The organism is Actinokineospora sp., from assembly GCF_050699995.1.
Classification (GTDB): Bacteria; Actinomycetota; Actinomycetes; order Mycobacteriales; family Pseudonocardiaceae; genus Actinokineospora.
Genome location: NZ_JBOHGC010000113.1, coordinates 1 through 15,905, shown reverse-complemented (window position 1 = coordinate 15,905; position 15,905 = coordinate 1). Strand labels below are relative to the sequence as shown.

Annotated in this window: 14 protein-coding genes; 4 read left to right on the top strand and 10 right to left on the bottom strand. The window is 71.4% G+C overall.

The features are described 5' to 3' along the window. Positions 1 to 128: 128 nt before the first annotated feature. The 4 genes from ACRDSQ_RS06415 to ACRDSQ_RS06400 form a co-directional block, all read right to left on the bottom strand. A complete protein-coding gene (locus tag ACRDSQ_RS06415; protein ID WP_431419632.1) occupies positions 129 to 668 on the bottom strand; it encodes a hypothetical protein in 540 nt (179 codons plus the stop codon). 97 nt (positions 669 to 765) lie between these two features. After that, positions 766 to 1,215, bottom strand: coding sequence for a hypothetical protein (locus tag ACRDSQ_RS06410; RefSeq protein WP_431419631.1), 450 nt, complete (start codon positions 1,213 to 1,215; stop codon positions 766 to 768). A 56-nt stretch (positions 1,216 to 1,271) separates the two neighbouring features. Next, positions 1,272 to 2,183 (bottom strand): winged helix-turn-helix transcriptional regulator, encoded by a 912-nt coding sequence (locus ACRDSQ_RS06405; RefSeq protein WP_431419630.1) that lies wholly within the window; start codon positions 2,181 to 2,183, stop codon positions 1,272 to 1,274. After that, the gene (locus ACRDSQ_RS06400) at positions 2,180 to 3,622 is read right to left on the bottom strand and encodes a carotenoid oxygenase family protein (RefSeq protein ID WP_431419629.1); all 1,443 of its coding nucleotides are present in this window, start codon (positions 3,620 to 3,622) and stop codon (positions 2,180 to 2,182) included. The genes ACRDSQ_RS06405 and ACRDSQ_RS06400 overlap by 4 nt, the downstream gene beginning before the upstream one ends. Positions 3,623 to 3,705: 83 nt before the next feature. Here ACRDSQ_RS06400 and ACRDSQ_RS06395 point away from each other — a divergent pair, with 83 nt between their 5' ends. Continuing rightward, positions 3,706 to 4,896, top strand: coding sequence for an acetyl-CoA C-acyltransferase (locus ACRDSQ_RS06395; RefSeq protein WP_431419627.1), 1,191 nt, complete (start codon positions 3,706 to 3,708; stop codon positions 4,894 to 4,896). Positions 4,897 to 5,119: 223 nt separating this feature from the next. On the opposite strand, the gene ACRDSQ_RS06390 is transcribed toward ACRDSQ_RS06395, so the two are convergent. From ACRDSQ_RS06390 to ACRDSQ_RS06375, 4 genes are read right to left on the bottom strand one after another with little or no spacing between them, the layout of a single operon-like run. Beyond that, positions 5,120 to 5,863: a GntR family transcriptional regulator gene (locus ACRDSQ_RS06390; RefSeq protein WP_431419626.1), complete on the bottom strand. Its 744-nt coding sequence runs from the start codon at positions 5,861 to 5,863 to the stop codon at positions 5,120 to 5,122. 55 nt (positions 5,864 to 5,918) lie between these two features. After that, on the bottom strand, positions 5,919 to 8,618 hold the full coding sequence (locus tag ACRDSQ_RS06385; RefSeq protein ID WP_431419624.1) for a GNAT family N-acetyltransferase: 2,700 nt from the start codon (positions 8,616 to 8,618) through the stop codon (positions 5,919 to 5,921). Further along, a complete protein-coding gene (locus tag ACRDSQ_RS06380; protein ID WP_431419623.1) occupies positions 8,602 to 9,777 on the bottom strand; it encodes an acetoin utilization protein AcuC in 1,176 nt (391 codons plus the stop codon). Before ACRDSQ_RS06380 ends, ACRDSQ_RS06385 begins: the two co-directional genes overlap by 17 nt. A gap of 9 nt (positions 9,778 to 9,786) precedes the next feature. Next, on the bottom strand, positions 9,787 to 10,650 hold the full coding sequence (locus ACRDSQ_RS06375; protein WP_431419622.1) for a sulfurtransferase: 864 nt from the start codon (positions 10,648 to 10,650) through the stop codon (positions 9,787 to 9,789). A 100-nt stretch (positions 10,651 to 10,750) separates the two neighbouring features. On the opposite strand from ACRDSQ_RS06375, the gene ACRDSQ_RS06370 reads away from it, so the two are divergent. The 3 genes from ACRDSQ_RS06370 to galE all read left to right on the top strand — a co-directional run bounded on the left by ACRDSQ_RS06370 (position 10,751) and on the right by galE (position 13,919). Next, on the top strand, positions 10,751 to 11,443 hold the full coding sequence (locus ACRDSQ_RS06370; RefSeq protein WP_431419620.1) for a metal-dependent transcriptional regulator: 693 nt from the start codon (positions 10,751 to 10,753) through the stop codon (positions 11,441 to 11,443). Between the two features lie 266 nt (positions 11,444 to 11,709). Next, entirely contained in the window at positions 11,710 to 12,840 is a 1,131-nt protein-coding gene (gene galK, locus ACRDSQ_RS06365) for a galactokinase (RefSeq protein ID WP_431419634.1), read from the top strand. A gap of 101 nt (positions 12,841 to 12,941) precedes the next feature. Continuing rightward, a complete protein-coding gene (gene galE / locus ACRDSQ_RS06360) occupies positions 12,942 to 13,919 on the top strand; it encodes a UDP-glucose 4-epimerase GalE (protein WP_431419618.1) in 978 nt (325 codons plus the stop codon). 83 nt (positions 13,920 to 14,002) lie between these two features. Here the strand turns inward: galE and ACRDSQ_RS06355 are convergent, their stop codons facing one another. After that, positions 14,003 to 15,052, bottom strand: a complete 1,050-nt coding sequence (locus ACRDSQ_RS06355) for a DUF4192 domain-containing protein (RefSeq protein WP_431419616.1) — start codon at positions 15,050 to 15,052, stop codon at positions 14,003 to 14,005. Positions 15,053 to 15,178: 126 nt separating this feature from the next. Then, positions 15,179 to 15,905, bottom strand: a 727-nt coding sequence (locus ACRDSQ_RS06350; RefSeq protein WP_431419615.1) for a M23 family metallopeptidase, incomplete at its 5' end; no start/stop codon positions are given.

Below are 15,905 nucleotides of genomic sequence, written 5' to 3'. Positions count from 1 at the left end.
CGACTAACCCACGGCCTCAAACGGACCAAGGAGGCACGACGTCAACGGACGACCGGACCCCCATTTTCAGCCCGGAACGGGCGGCCCCACCAGGGGCGACAGGGACTAACCCGTTCGCGCCGCGTCGGTCAGTCTTCGACTACGACAACGGTCCGGTTGCCCAGCGCCTCGCGCAGCGGGACGAGCACCGGCCGCGGGGTGACCACCATGGCGCACGCCTGGCCCTCGGGGCCGCCCTGCGGCTGCGCCATCGGGCGCAGACCGATCCGGACGGTCGAGGCCGAGAACTCGAGCACCTCACCCTCCACCCCGCCACAGGAGTCCCGCGCCATGCCGACGAGCTGCAGGGTCTTGCCATCCGGCGAGGCCCAGACCCGGCGTTCGGTATAGACCTCCGGCAGCGACTTCGACTCGACCTGCCCAGGCGGCAGCTCCTTGAAGTCCGGCGGGACGGCGGTGCCGGTCGGGGCGCCAGTGGGTGGCGCGGTCGGCGCCCCCGTCGGCGGAACCGAGGTCCCCGGGGTGCCCGAGGGTGTGGTCGTGGGCTGAGCGGTCGTGCTCGCAGGGGTGCTGGACGGGCCGGCACCAGCCTGTTCGGGCTGCTGGCCACACGCCGTCAGGGCGAGCAGGGCCAGGGCTGCTCCAGCGGTAAACAACGAGGTCTTCATGGTGTGAGGACGTTACTAGGCACGTGCACGGTTGCATGAACAAGAAGGTGCCCCCGGGCAGGCTGGGGCAGAGCCGACCCGGGGGCACTGGGATTTGTCAGGACTTGCGCTGCTCGGCGCGCAGAACGACCTTGCGGCCGCCGAGCGGCTGGTCGAGTTCCGCGGTCACCGTCGGGAAGCGGATGTCCATGGTGCACATCTCCGCGGTGGTGGGCGTGGTCTCGACGAGCACGAGTACGACCTTCTCGGCCGACTGCTCGGCCAGTTCGGCGCTCGCCTTGCCACAGCCACCTTCCTGAGCGGTGGCGCCGAGTGTCTTGCCGTCCGACTCCGTCCACACCTTCGTGGGGAACTCCGCGGGCAGCGCGCTGCCGTCGAGTTGCGGGCCCGCGACGGGGACGGCGTCCGCGGGTGGGGTCAGGCCTGGTTGGCCCACCGGAGCCGTGGACGGCGCAGGCTGGATTTCCGGACTTCTGTCGCTGGTGCCGCAGGCGGCCAACGCGACAAGGAGGGCGCCGGCGCCGAGCACGGTTCCGATTCGGTTCATGTCCGGAAGACGGACACCGCCGCCCCCCGGGTTGCACGGAAGATCACTCCGCGTGCTTAACCGACCTCGATATCGCGACCAGCCAGCGGTTTCTCGCACTCCGCGCAGAGCAGGAGCATCCAGAAGCGGTGGTCGCGGTGCTGGAACTCCAACGCGGGTCCTTCCGGCGCGACATACCAGCGCTGGCTCCACTCGACGCCGGACATCACGACCGGGAAGAACGCCCGCCCCTTGTCGGTCAGCTTGAACGTGGCCCGGTCGGCGCGATCCTGGTCGCCCTCGGCGCGCAGGACGCCGACCTCACGGAACACGCGCAGGCGGTCGGCGATCACGGTGGCGGGAGCGCCGACTTGGCGGTGGAACTGGGAGAACCGGGTCGCCCCCAGATAGGCGGCGCTGAGCATGGCCGCGGCCCAGCGGTTACCGATAAGGGCGCGGCTCTGCGGAAAGAAGCTCGGTCCCAGGTTCGCCGACCCGCCCGCGGGCCTGCGGGTCGCGGCGCTGGGCGCGGACCTCGGCCACGAGCCGCTCGGGCCGAACTCGCCGACGACGTCGCGGGCGGCGGCGACCTCACCGCACGCGCCGCACGCCATCAGCGGGGTGAAGTCCGCGCCGCAGCGCAGGTGGCGCAGTCGCGGAAGCGGCTCGACGTGGTCGTCGCCCCACAGCTTCTCCCACCCGGCGAGGGTGACGATCATCGGCCACAGCGCGGCGCCGCGCCTGGTCAGCGGGTAGGTGTCCCCCGACACCGCGACGATGCCGAGTTCCGCCATGCGACGCAGCCTGCCGGAGAGCACCGGCGGGGAGATCGGCAGCAGCTCCAGCCACTGGTCGAAGCTGTCGACGCCCTGCAGCGCGTGCCGCAGGATCAGCAGCGTCCACTCGTCGGCGGTGACACCGATGAGGAACGCGATCGAGTTGTCGCCACCGGCGTGCAGCGCGGTGGGCTGATCGGGCGGATGGATCATGCCTGCGCGAGCCCGACCGCGGCCGCCGGATCCTCGGCGTCGCGCCACCCCGGCAGCTCGGCGCCCGGCGCCCACGTGCTGTGCGTTCCGCTGCAGACCCGTTCCGGGAGCCGGATCCGGGCCACCGGCCCGTCGGTGACCCGCCGCGCGTCGAAGATCAGGCACTCGGAGCGGTCGGCATTCATGTCGGTGGTCATGGTGATCAGGTAACCGTCGTCCTCACCTTGGGAACCCGCGCGCGCCGCGAACGCCGTCTCACTGCCGAACACCCCCGCGCCGTACCGGTAGCGCTCCTCACGGCCGGTCAGGAGGTCGTGTTTGACGAACCCGTCGAACAGGAACCAGCCGGGTTCGCCAGTGGAGGCATAGGTGTAGCGGTAAGGACGTCCAGCGTTGCGAGGGTTGACCATACCGAACTCGGTGATCGTGTCCGTGGCGCGTTCCTCGGTCGCCTTCCCGGTCGCCAGGTTCAGCCGCCACCGGTGCAGCCGGGTCCCCATGCCGTCCAAGGAGAGCATGCGGAACATCCGCGCGTAGCGCTGGTCACCGGGGAATGTCGCGTCGCGGCCTTCGGGGTCGGATTGGAAGAACCCGTCGAGGACGATCTCGTGGCCGTCCTCGTAGGCGTTGACGAAGTGCAGCACGAACGTCGACTCCGCCTCGAACCACGTGACTTTCCCGCCGTGGCGCGGGATCACGCCCAGGCGCAGCGGCAGGTCGGGGTGCAAGCGGGCGGCGTGCTTGCCCTGCTGCAGCCGGGGGCCGGGCAGTTCGACCTCGCCATAGTGGACGAGCCGGTTTCGCGAGTCGACCACGCCGTAGTTGAGATACGGCTTCTCCTTGCCGTAGTTGAAGAACAGCAGCTCGCCGGTGGCCGGGTCGACCTTCGTGTGCGCGGACACGCCGCGCTCGGGGAACCGGCCGTCCCATGTGGACTTTCCGAGCGTGTCGAGGGTCAGCGGGTCGAGCCGGTAGAGCTCGCCGCACTGGTAGAAGCTGGTGAGCGCGACCCCCGCGTGCACCACGATGTCGGTGCTGGAGGCGTCCTTCATCGCGCCGCGGGCACCCCACCCTGGCCGCCCGGCGACCTCGGGCGGCTCGGCGATGCCCGCCCAGAGCGAGCGTCCGGCGCCCTGCTCGGCGACGAAGCCGTCGGTGCGCACGAAGCGGTTGCGGTAGAACGCTTTGCCGTCCCGGAATCCCACTACGTGGACCATGCCGTCGCCGTCGAACGGGTGGTAGGCGGCGATGGCCGGGTGGACCGGGTTCTCGGTGTTGCGCAGATAGACGCCGTCGAGGTCTTTGGGAATCTCACCGACGACGTCAAGGCCGGTCGCGGCCCGCTCGACGGTCTGCGGTCGCCATGGGCCGCTGCGGTAGGGGTGGTCGTCACCGACGGGCAGCGTGTTCAGGGCGCGCCCGAGGATCTCGACGTCCACCGCGCGTTCCCCCCTTGCCGAGCCCTTGCCTGCGCCGGGAAAACGAGACTACAACTAGAAGCGGGGGCTCGGGAGGGGGATGGGTGAACGAGGCTTATGTGCTCGACTACGTCCGCACCGCCCGCGGCCGGGGCTCCACCGTGGGCGGGCTGCACCACCTGAGCGCGTTGGACCTGGTCACCGGCCTGCAGCGGGCCCTCGTCGACCGCACCGGCGTCGATCCCGGCACCATCGAGGACGTGGTGCTCGGCTGCGCCTCCCAGGTCGGCGAACAGGGCGGCAACCTCGCCCGGACGGCCGTGCTGCTCGCGGGCTGGGACGATCAGGTTCCGGGGGTGACGGTCAACCGCTTCTGCGCCTCCGGCCTCGAAGCGGTCGCCCAGGTCTCCGCCCGGGTTCGGGTGGGCGAACTGAGCCTCGCGGTGGCGGGCGGGGTGGAGAGCACGTCGCGGGTGCCGATGTTCAGCGACCGCGCTCCACTGTGGACTGACGCGGAGGTCGTCGCGGCGGCCGGGTCTGTCCACATGGGAGTCGCCGCTGATTTGAACGCCACGATAGACGGCTTCACCCGGGCCGATCTGGACGCGTATGCCTTGGAGTCACACCACAAAGCGGCCGCGGCCAACCGGGCCGGAGCGTTCTCCCGGTCGCTGATCCCCTTGGGCGGCCTCGACCGCGACGAACAGGTGCGACCGAGGGTGAGCCGGGAGACACTGTCGAGCCTGGCCCCGGCCTTCGCCGAAGTCGGCGCCGACGGACAGGACGCGCTGGCCCTGTCCAGCCGGGCCTGGCCGGAGCGAATCGAGCACGGGCACACGGTGGGCACCTCCCCCTCGGTCGCCGACGGCGCCGCCTTGCTTCTGATCGGCGACGCCCTCGCCGCGCGCAGACTGGGCATCACCCCACGGGCCCGGATCGTGTCGTCGTCGGTGGTGGCACACGACCCGGTCACCATGCTGACCGCGGGCCAAGACGCCATGGTGACAGCGATGCGGCGGGCCGCGATCCGGCCTGGGGAGGTCGACGTCTTCGAATTCGCCGAGTCGTTCGCCGCACTGTGCCTGCGATTACGCCGGGACCTGGGGGCCGGACCGGACCGGCTCAACCTGTGCGGGGGGACGCTCGCCGCGGGCCATGCGTTAGGGGCGACGGGGGCGATCATGGTTGGGGAGTGCGTGGAGAACCTGGAGCGGTGTTTCGGGCGAGTGGGGGTGGCGGGCGTCAGCGGCGCTGGTGGATTAGGGGCCGCCCTCGTGATGTCCCGAATGGTGTGAAGGAACCGACAGCTCAGGTCAGGGCCAGATAGTCCGGAGCCTTGGCCCGGTTGGGTGCCTGGGCCGACGCGCAGGCCGCTTTGGCGGCGGGCGATCTCCTCGGCGAAGCGGTCGGCCCCGCCGCGGGGGCGGCCGGTCTCGTCGACGTCGCCGACGCCTTCGGTGAGGCTGTCCCCCAGGGCGACGAACTTCGTCCACCGTCGGTTCATGTGCCCACGTTAGATCACTCGCGCAGGGTCGCGATGATGCTGAAGCGGTCGCCGCGGAACAGCGAGCGGGCCCGGTCGATCGGCCTGCCGTCGGCGTCGCGGGTGAGGCGGTTCAGCAGGAGCATCGGCAGTGCCAGGCTGACGCCGATGAGCTGCGCCTCGCGCGGAGTCGCCAAGATCGTCTCGACGCGCTCCTCTGCGTCGGCGACAGTCACGTCGAACACCTCGCGCAGGTGGGCGTGCAGGGATTCGGTGGGGTCGAACCGGTCGGCGAGGCCGGGGAACCGTTCCGCGGCGAGGTAGGTCGACTCCAGGCCGATCCGGTCGCCGTGGGCCGAGACGACCCGCTCGAGGTGGACGACCATCGCGCCGACCCGCACGCCCAGCTCGGCGGCCAGCGGGTTCGCGGCGGGCAGGTGTTCGAGGGTGACGAGGGCGCGCGTGGGCTCGAAGCCCACGTTCGACAGCGTCATCTGCCGCACCAGCTTCGGCGGCGCCACGAAGGTCCCCACACCCTGCCTGCGGGTGAGCCTGCCCTCCAGCACGAGTTCGCCGACGGCTTGGCGGACAGCGAGCCGCGAGACGTCGAACAGGTCGGCGAGGTCGCGCTCCGAGGGCAGCGCGGAGCCTTCGCCCAAGGTCTGGATCAGGTCGAGCAGCCGGGACCGCACGGCGAAATACAGCGGGACGCGGCCGTGCTCGGGGATTCCCGCATGCACCGCCTCGCCCTGCTTCGGGTGACGCCGTTCACCAGACATGATCGACGAGCATAGGCCCGCGAGCAGGTCAGGCGGGAGAGGCGAGCACCCGACATCAGGACATCGCGCGCAACCTGCGTGGACCGCCGTCGTGGCGCGAGGGCGGCGGACCGACGGTCGCGTGGCCGCCGCTGACGAACGCGCCCGCCGCCGAGGCCAGGATCGGCTCCACCAGCAGCGACCGGATCTCCGGCAGGTCCTCGGCCAGCGCGGCGACCCGCAGGACCAGGTCCTCCAGGGCGGCGAGGTCGGCGGGCTCGCCGCCCGCGTAACCCGCCAGCAGCGGCGCGGCCCGCGGCGCGCGGACCAACGAGGCGGCATCGGCGTCGGTCAGCGGGACGGCCCGGAACGCGCGGTCGCCGAGCAGGTCGCTGATCATCCCGGCGAGCCCGAAGGACAGCAGCGTGCCGAACGACGGGTCGTCCTGCAGGCCGATCGAGCAGGAGTTCCCCTTGGGCGCCATGCGCTGCACGAACACCTCCTCGACCCCCGACACCTCGCGGAGTTGGTCGTAGGCGGTGCGGATGGCGTCCTCGGTGGTCAGGTCGAGCCGGACGCCGACGAGGTCGTTGCGTCTGCGGAAGCGTCTGTCGGCGGTCTTCATCACAACCGGGAGACCCAGTTCGGTCGCGGCCGTGGCCGCGTCGGCCGCCGTGGCGACGACGCGGTAGGGCATCACCTGGATGCCGTAGCACGCAAGGACGCGGCGGGTCTGGTCGTCGGTGAGCTCCACTTCGGACCCGCCGCCGGAGGCCAGCGCGCCGGCGACGATCTCCGCGGCCTCGCGGGTGTCGACGTCCTCCGGCCTGCGGTACTCGCCCAGCGGTGCCGACCGCCACCGCGCGTACCGCGTCGCCCGCGACAACGCCAGGGCGGCGCGTTCCGGGCTCGGGTACGACGGGATCGACCCGCGGCCTGGTCCGCCTCCGGGGCCCGCGACCGCGAGTTCGGCGGGGATGCCTTCGGCGGCAAGGAAAGTCGAGACGATCGGTTTGGCGTTCGCGTCGGCCGGCGCGGCTTCCCGCAGCGCGCGGGCGTAGGCCGTGCCCGGGATCGCCAGCGGGGGAACGAACACGACGATCAGCGAGTCGACGTCATCGCGGCGCAGCGCGTCGGTGACGGCGGCGGCGAACTCCTCCGGTCCCGCCTGGGCGCCGACGTCCACCGGGTCGCCCGCGAGCACCAGACCGGCGGCCATCGCGGAGTCGGCGGCCAGCACACCGATCGCCGAGGAGTTGCCGACCACCGCGACCCGCTCCCCCGAGGGCAGCGGCTGGTGGGCCAGCAGGATCGCGGTGTCGAACAGCTGCGCGATCGACTCGACGCGGATCACGCCCGCCTGTTCGAACAGCGCCTGCACGCTCGACTCGTCGATCGCGACACCGGTCGCGGCGAGCGCGGGAAGCACCGCGTTGCGGCCCGACTTCACCGCCACGATCGGCTTGCTGCGGCCAAGTCTGCGGGCGAGCCGGGCGAACTTGCGCGGGTTGCCGAACGACTCCAGGTAGAGAAGCACCACGTCGGTGTTGGGGTCGGTCTCCCAGTACTGCAGCAGATCGTTGCCCGACACGTCGGCGCGGTTGCCCGCGGAGACGAAAGTGGACAGTCCGAGGCCGCGCGCGGCGGCGTCGGCGAGGATCGCGGTGCCCAGGGCGCCGGACTGGCAGAAGAAGCCGGTGCGTCCGCGTCCCGGCAGCGTCGGCGCGAGGCTGGCGTTGAGCCGGACCTTCGGGTCCAGGTTGACCACGCCGAGGGCGTTCGGGCCGACCACGCGCATCCCATGCGCGCGGGCCTCGTCGACCAGCTTGCGTTCGGCGCCGCGCCCCTCTGAGCCGGTCTCGCCGAAACCGGAGGTGACGACCACGAGGGCCTTGACCCCCTTGGCCAGGCAGGCGTCCATGACGTCGTCGACCCGCGCGGCGGGGACGGCCACGACGGCGAGGTCGACCGCGTCGGGGATGTCGAGGACCGTGGCGTACGCCCGGACACCGCGCACCGAGGGGTGTTCGGCGTTGACCGGGAACACCGGGCCGGCGAAGTCCGCGCCGAGCATGTTGCCCAGCACGGCGTAGCCGATCTTGGTGCGGTCGGTCGACGCGCCGATCACCGCGACCGACCGGGGATGAAGCAGATTGTGCACACTGCGCGCCTCGGCGGCCTGCTCGCGTGACCACGCCACGCGCACCGAGTCCTCGGTCGGGTCGATCGCGAACTCCAGGTGCAGCACGCCTTCCTCGAACTCCCGGCTCACCTGGTAGCCGGCGTCGCGGAAGACGCGGACCATCTGGGCGTTCTCGGAGAGCACCTCGGCCTCGAACCGGCTCAGTCCACGCTCGCGGGCCGCGGCGGCCAGGTGCTCCAGCAGGATCGAGCCGAGCCCGCGGCGCTGGTGGTCGTCGGCGACGACGAACGCGACCTCCGCGGAGTCCTGTCCGGGCAGCCGCTCGTAGCGTCCGACGGCGACGATGTCGTCGCCGAGCAGGGCCACGAACGCGACCCGGTCGCGGTGGTCGACCGTGCTGAACCGCACCAGGTCGCGCGCGGGGATGCGCGGATACGGTGAGAAATAACGGAAATAGCGGGTGCGGTCGGACAGCTTGCCGTGGAAGGCCAGCAGCGCGTCGCCGTCACTGGGCACGATGGGTCGCAAGTGGACGGTCTGACCGTCGGAGAGCACCACGTCGGCTTCCCAGCGGCGGGGATAGTCGTACGGGTCGTACGCGGGCGTCTCGGCCACGTCAGTCCCTCGGGTCATCGGGATCGAGGCCGTGCAGCGGGAACACGGCCCGGCGCACGTCCCGGATCACGGCGTCGACCGGCCGGTCCAGTCCCCCGCCCCACGGGTCGAACGCGGTGTCGCGCCCGTCGCTCATGGTCGTCGGGAGATCGGCGTGCGGCGCTATCTTGCGCACGGTCGCCGTCCAGTCCGCGGGCACCCGGGTCTCGGGGGCGACGTCGCGGTCGAGCACGGTGGCGATCAGGTGGGACCAAGAGCGCGGGACGACGCGCAGCAGCTGGTATCCGCCGCCGCCGGTGGCCAGCCACTTGCCGCCCGCGTACCGGTCGGCCAGCCCGCGCAGGGTCCGGTAGATCTCCCGGTGGCCGTCGACCGAGAGGGAGAGGTCGGCGAGCGGGTCCTCCTCGTGGGTGTCCACACCGCACTGGGTGACCAGGATCTGGGGCCGGAACGCCGACAGGAGCGAGGGGACGACCGCGTTGAACACGCGCAGCCATGCCGGGTCGCGCGTGTGCGGCGGGAGGGGGATGTTGACCGAGGAGCCCATGGCCTCGCGTCCGCCGAGCTCGTTGACGAACCCGGTGCCCGGCCACAGCGTCGCCGGGTTCTGGTGCAGGGACACGGTCAGGACGCGCGGGTCGTCGTAGAACGCGGCTTGGACTCCGTCGCCGTGGTGGACGTCGACGTCGAGGTAGGCGATGCGGTCGAAGCCGTTGTCGAGCAGCCAGGAGATGGCCACGGCACAGTCGTTGTAGACGCAGAACCCGGCGGCGCGGTCGCGCATCGCGTGGTGCAGCCCGCCCGCGATGCTCACGGCCCGGTCGGCCGCCCCGGACGCGATTTCCCGGGCACCGAGCAGCGACCCGCCCACGACGAGAGCGGACGCCGCGTGCATCCGGTCGAACACCGGGTTGTCGTCGGTGCCGAGGCCGTGCCCGACGTCCCAGGCCACCGTGGGCGCCTGCTGCACGGCGCGCACGTAGCCGAGCTCGTGCACACGCTCCAAGTCGGACTCGGTCGCGGGCTCGGGAACCCGCAGCTCGACGCCGTCGAGCACACCGAGCGCCGAGGCCAGGCGCATGGTGAGTTCAAGGCGGATCGGATTGAACGGGTGCTCGCCGCCGAGGTCGTAACCGAGCAGCGAGGAGTCCCAGACGACGGCGGCTCGATCACCCATATGCCGACCCTAGTGGCCCGGCTCGTCGCCGGTCGCGACCGGTCGGGTGGGGTCGACGCACCAGTGGGACCAGGAACCGGCGTAGAGGGCGGCCGGGTGCTCGCGGGTGGTGAGGCCGGAGACCTCCAGGGCGAGGACGACCGATGACGCGGTCACCCCGGAGCCGCAGTATGCCCCGACGGGCTCGCCGGGCCGCACGCCCCGCGCCTCGAAGTGCTCGGCCAGTTCGGTGGCGGGCTTCCACCGTCCCTCGCGCAGGTGCTCGGTGAAGGGGGCGTTGCGGGCGCCCGGCACGTGTCCGGCCCGCGGGTCGATGGGCTCGATGTCGCCGCGGTACCGCTCGGGCGCGCGGGCGTCCAACAGCATCCCTTCGCGGGCGAGTCCCGCCGCGTCCTCGGCGTCGAGCACCGGCATCGCGCCGGGGCGGACCACGAGGTCGCCTCCTTCGGGGGACGCCTCATCGGTGGTCACCGGGTGGCCTGCCGCTACCCAGGCCGCGTGACCGCCGTCGAGCACCGCGACCTCGTCGTGGCCCGCCCAACGCAGCAGCCACCACACCCGGGCGGCGATCGAGCCGTTGTCGGAGTCGTAGGCGACGACCGGGCGGTCGGCGCGCACACCGGCTTCCCGCAGCACCCGCTGCAGGTCTTCCGGTGCTGGTAGAGGGTGCCTTCCGCCCGCGCCGGGCGCGGCGGAGAGCTCGGCGTCGAGGTCGAGGAAGACGGCGCCCGGCAGGTGTCCGGCGGCGTAGTCCTCCCGCCCGGGAGGGCCGCCGAGACGCCAGCGGACGTCGAGCAGCGCCGGCGGGTTCTGACTGTCCAGGCAGGACAGAAGGGCGGCGGCGGAGATCAGGGGCCCGGTGAGTGCGGTCACCCCGCCATCCTGCCGCACCGCAGTGTGATCACTCACGGCTAGATAGCCGCAGACCTGTCGGGTGCAGCGACTACCATTGGAGCTGACGAAGGGGAACGGCGTGAACGATCTCATCGACACCACAGAGATGTACCTCCGGACGATCTACGAACTCGAGGAGGAGGGCGTCGTCCCCCTGCGTGCCCGCATCGCGGAACGCCTCGGCCAGAGCGGCCCCACCGTGAGCCAGACCGTCGGCCGAATGGAGCGCGACGGGCTGCTCATCGTCGCGGGCGACCGGCACCTGGAACTCACCGACCATGGCCGTTCCCTGGCCATCGCCGTGATGCGCAAGCACCGCCTCGCGGAGCGCCTGCTCGTCGACGTCATCGGCCTCGAGTGGGAACAGGTCCACAGCGAGGCGTGCCGCTGGGAGCACGTGATGAGCGAGGCCGTCGAGCGCAAGCTGGTCAAGCTCCTCGGCCACCCCACGACATCGCCGTATGGCAACCCGATCCCCGGCCTGGACGAACTGGGCGAGGGCGAGCCCGCTCCCCCCGTGGAAGCCGGCCTGGTCCGCCTCGATGAAGTCGCCCGCCGCGGCGGCGGCACGGTGGAGGTCCGCCGCATCGCCGAACACGTGCAGCTCGACTCGCAGCTGATGGGCGAACTCAAGGCGGTCGGGATCCTCCCCGGCGAGATGATCGCCGTCGGCGCGTCCAAGGGCGACGGAAACATCGAGATCACCGGCGCGGGCAACACCGCCCAGCTGGCCCCGATCGTCCTGCACGCGGTGTTGGCCCGCTCGACGTGACCCGAGGTTCCGACCAGGGCACCGACCTGCCCCACGCCGTGCACACCACCACCCCTCCCAGCCCGCTGGACGGCGCGCACGGCATCACTGCGGCCAGCCGGCTCGAAGGCGCGCCCGACTCGTCCCGCGGCCCCGACCCGTCGGATGCGGAGGCTGGGCCTCGCCGGCTGCGGTCGGCTTCAGACCCCGGCAGCTCCTCCGGCCAGCGGGCAGCCGAGGGCACGAGCGCTCCGAGTGCGGCCGGGCGGGTCGCCTCGACCCCGGCCATGCGGGCGGCCGAGGCGTTCCGGCGCGAGCATGGCCGTGATCCCGCCGGTGTCTGGTCCGCGCCTGGTCGGGTGAATTTGATCGGTGAGCACACCGACTACAACGACGGTTTCGTCCTCCCTTTCGCACTTCCCTTCCGTATCGCCGTCGCCGCGACTGCGCGTGATGACGGGCTGCTCACGGCCACCACCGTGGGCGACGACGGTGTCACCCAGCACGCGGGGCCGGTCGCGGTGGCGGAGCTGCATCCCGGCGGGGTCACCGGCTGGGCCGCGTACCCGTGTGGTGTGGCCTGGGTTCTGCGCGACCACGGCTTCGATTCCGGGGCCGACCTGGTGATCGCGGGCGACGTCCCGACCGGCGCCGGGCTGTCGTCATCGCACGCTTTGCAGTGCGCGGTCGCGCTCGCGCTGTTCGACCTCGGGTCCGGCGAGAAGCCGTCCCTGGCCGAACTGGCCCGGTGGATCCAGCGGTCGGAAAACGACTTCGTCGGCGCCCCGACCGGCCTGCTCGACCAGACCGCGTCCCTGTGCTGCGTGGACGCGCACGTCCTGTTCGTCGATGTCCGTTCGGGCGAGCAGGAGCAGATCCCGTTCGACGCGGCCGCCCATGGCCTCGAGGTCCTGGCGATCGACACCCGTGTCCGGCACTCGCTGGCCGACTCGGCCTATGGCGACCGGCGCAAGGGCTGCGAACGCGCCGCTGAGCTGTTGGGTTTGCCATCCCTTCGGGACGCGCGCGAGGTTTCCGGGCTTCCCGCGGACCTGTTGCCGCTGGCCAGGCATGTGGTGTCGGAGAACGAACGGGTCCTGCGAACCGCGGAGGCGCTGCGCGCGCAGGCGCCCGGACGGATCGGTGACCTGTTGACGGAGTCGCACCGCAGCCTGCGCGACGACTATCGGGTGTCGTGCGTGGAACTCGACGTCGCGGTGGAGGCCGCGGTGGGTGCCGGTGCCCTGGGCGCCCGGATGACCGGTGGCGGGTTCGGTGGCACGGCCATCGCGCTGGTGCCGGTCGAGCGGGTCGCGCGGGTTCGGTCGGCCGTGCTGGCCGCGTTCGCGGAACGGTCGTTCGAAGCGCCGCGCATGTTCCCCGCGGTCCCGTCCGCGGGCGCCGGCCGGGAGTTCTGAGCGGCACCCGCCGCGCCACCGTGGGGTAGGCGGGGCACCTGCCGAGGTGTGCCGTCCGCGACACTAGGGTCGTCGCGAAGGCGAAACACGCCACCGCGAGGATGAGGAAGGCGAGGACCACGGTGAAGCTGCTCGTGACCGGCGGAGCGGGATATGTCGGCAGCGTCTGCGCGGCGCGGCTGGTGGAGACCGGGCACGACGTGGTGGTCGTGGACGACCTGTCGACCGGACACGCGGACGCCGTCCCCGATGGCGCCCGGTTCGTCGAGGGCGACCTCGTCGAGGTGGCGCCCGAACTGCTCGGCGAGGGATTCGACGGCGTGCTGCACTTCGCCGCGAAGTCACTGGTCGGCGAGTCCATGCAGGACCCCGGCAAGTACTGGACCGGCAACGTAGTCACCTCCCTTCGGCTGCTCGACGCCATGCGTGCGCACGGCACCCCTCGACTGGTCTTCTCCTCGACGGCCGCGACCTACGGCGAGCCGGAGCAGGTCCCGATCCTTGAGACCGCCCCCACCCGCCCGACCAACACCTACGGCGCCACCAAGCTCGCCATCGACCACGCCATCACCTCCTACGCCGCCGCCCACGGGCTGGCCGCGGTGAGCCTGCGCTACTTCAACGTCGCGGGCGCGTACGGCTCCTTCGGCGAGCGGCACACCACCGAGACGCACCTGATCCCGATCGTGCTGCAGGTCGCCATGGGCAAGCGGGACAAGCTGTCGATCTACGGGGAGGACTACCCGACCCCCGACGGCACCTGCGTGCGCGACTACATCCACGTCCTCGACCTCGCCGAGGCACACCTCCTCGCCCTGGGCCACGCCGTCGCGGGCGAGCACCAGATCTTCAACCTCGGCACCGGCGCCGGCTTCTCCAACCGGGAGGTCGTGCAGACCTGCCGCGAGGTCACCGGCCACGCCATCCCGGCGGAGTTCGCCGCCCGCCGCCCCGGCGACCCGGCGATCCTCGTCGCGTCGTCGGAGGCCGCGAGCACGCGCCTGGGCTGGAAGCCCGAACGCCCGGACCTGCACACCATCGTGACCGACGCCTGGGAGTTCACCCACGCCCGCGGCTGACCAGGCAACAACGCAGGGCTACCGGGTTCGTGAGCCCAAAGCCTCCAACGGCCATCGGCCACGCGGTTCAGGTGTTGGCGGGTTCATGGCGCCGCCCTGGTGCGGGTGGTGTGTTGGCCGGCGCGGGTGATGATCTCGCGGAGTTCCGTCGGGGCGATGGCGTGGCCGATGGCGGAGCGCAGCAGGTGGGCGAGGGAGTGGTCCGGGTTGGCCTCCAACGCGACGTCCAGGGCGATCTGTGCGAGCGGGCCGTCGCCGGTGAGGTAGGCGCCGATCGCCAGCAGCACGGCGGGTTGCGCGCGTTCTGGGGCCGGGGCCGACCGGGTCAGGCGAGTCCACAGGCGGACCGCCGCGGCCGCCCGCTCGGTCAGGGCGACCTTGAGGCACTCGCTCCTGATGTCGCTGTGACACAAGGCGACGCTCAACGCGACGATTCGCTCGTCGTCCCAGGACGGTTCCAGTCCGCGTCCGGGGGAATCCCCTGTGGATGGCGTGAAGTCGTCGAGGGCGGCGTCGACCACGGCCCAGTCCCGCGCGAAGCCCTTGGGATCGCACTTTCCGGAGTTCGCTCGGAGTACCGCATCGAGCATGACCGTGCGGCGTCGCATGACGTCCGGTGGGTCCGGTGCCAGCGTCGCGGCAAGAGCCTCCCGAGTCGGGTACTTCACCAGCCCGGCGACCGTCAGCGCCGCGGCGACCGGGGCGCTGTCGGGATCAGGGATTTCGCCGAAGCGATCGGGATCGTCGTAGCACCGCCACGTCTCACCGGACTTGGCGGACGGAGTCCACACGGCCCGCTCGACCGACACCCCCTGCTCCTCGAAGGCGGCGCGGACCAACTCCATGAAACCGCTTCGCGGCAAGGGTTCCGAACCACCGCCGGTGATCAGGATGAAGACCCTGCGGCCGCCGTGCTTGACGCACGTCTCGCTCAGGTAGCGCGCCAGTGCCGGATCGTCGTCTGGCGTGGGGAGGTCGGAGCGCAGGAGTTGGCCGATCCGGCAACGCGGACCGTCGTCGACGACGGTGAGCACGACGATCGAGTCGACCGGGTGGAAACCCAGCAGCGTGGGCACGGCCGCGACGAAGTCGCCTTCGTCGGCGAAGGTGATGGTGGTGTGCAGGTGCGTCATGGGACCACTGTGCGGCGGTTCCGCCGCCGCGAACACCCACCGTGATTCCACTGTGGATGGCGGTCCGACCTCTGTGGACAGGTGCCCGACGAGACCGCGTCTCGTCGGGCATCCGCGTTACCCTCTTCAGCCGCAGTGCTCGAACGGGCTGGTGTAGGACGCCGACCCGACCGAGCCGCCCCACTTCACGCACCTGCCCGGCGCGGACCGCTTCACCGGTCCCGCGTAGTACTTGAACGACCCCGAATCCGTGGTCCGGGTACCGCCCGCGACCTCGAGGAACGCCGAGACCGGGGAAGCCGTGCCGATATTCACCGACTTGATCGTGGTGACGCAGTTGTACCCGTTGCCGGAGTTGTAGAGCAGGTAGGTCCGACCCGAGGTGCCCAGCGCCGCGGAGTCGATCACGCTGTAGCCGCTGCCGCACACTTCCTGCGGCGTGTACGGATTTCCGCCACCACAGCGGTTGTTGCTGGTGTAGCTGCGAGCGCCCCAGTAGAAGATCTGGCTGCCGTTGAACACGATCTTCTGCGCGACGCCGTTGAGTCGCTGCTCGAAGTGCAGATGCGCGCCGAACGACTCGCCCGTGTTGCCGACATTGCCGATGAGCTGGCCGATCGTGACGGACTGTCCGACCGAGACGCGTCGTACCGACAGGTGTGCGTAGCGGGTCCGCCAGCCGGAGCCGTGATCGATCTCGACCCACTGCCCGTAGCTGGCGTCGCCCTCGCTTTCCGAGCGGCTGACCGTGCCGCCCGCGGACGCGACCACCGGGTCGTTGAGGTCGTCGGTGCGGTTGAAGTCCACCGCGTTGGCCGGGCTGTGGTTGGTTCGAGTCTCTCCGGACCAGACC

Bases quoted from the DNA above. Each gene is read 5' to 3' on its own strand.
- ACRDSQ_RS06415 (WP_431419632.1), bottom strand. From the start codon at position 668: ATGAAGACCTCGTTGTTTACCGCTGGAGCAGCCCTGGCCCTGCTCGCC.
- galK (WP_431419634.1), top strand. From the start codon at position 11,710: ATGCGGGCGGCCGAGGCGTTCCGGCGCGAGCATGGCCGTGATCCCGCC.
- ACRDSQ_RS06410 (WP_431419631.1), bottom strand. From the start codon at position 1,215: ATGAACCGAATCGGAACCGTGCTCGGCGCCGGCGCCCTCCTTGTCGCG.
- ACRDSQ_RS06385 (WP_431419624.1), bottom strand. From the start codon at position 8,618: ATGACCCGAGGGACTGACGTGGCCGAGACGCCCGCGTACGACCCGTAC.
- galE (WP_431419618.1), top strand. From the start codon at position 12,942: ATGAGGAAGGCGAGGACCACGGTGAAGCTGCTCGTGACCGGCGGAGCG.
- ACRDSQ_RS06380 (WP_431419623.1), bottom strand. From the start codon at position 9,777: ATGGGTGATCGAGCCGCCGTCGTCTGGGACTCCTCGCTGCTCGGTTAC.
- ACRDSQ_RS06390 (WP_431419626.1), bottom strand. From the start codon at position 5,863: ATGTCTGGTGAACGGCGTCACCCGAAGCAGGGCGAGGCGGTGCATGCG.
- ACRDSQ_RS06355 (WP_431419616.1), bottom strand. From the start codon at position 15,052: ATGACGCACCTGCACACCACCATCACCTTCGCCGACGAAGGCGACTTC.
- ACRDSQ_RS06405 (WP_431419630.1), bottom strand. From the start codon at position 2,183: ATGATCCATCCGCCCGATCAGCCCACCGCGCTGCACGCCGGTGGCGAC.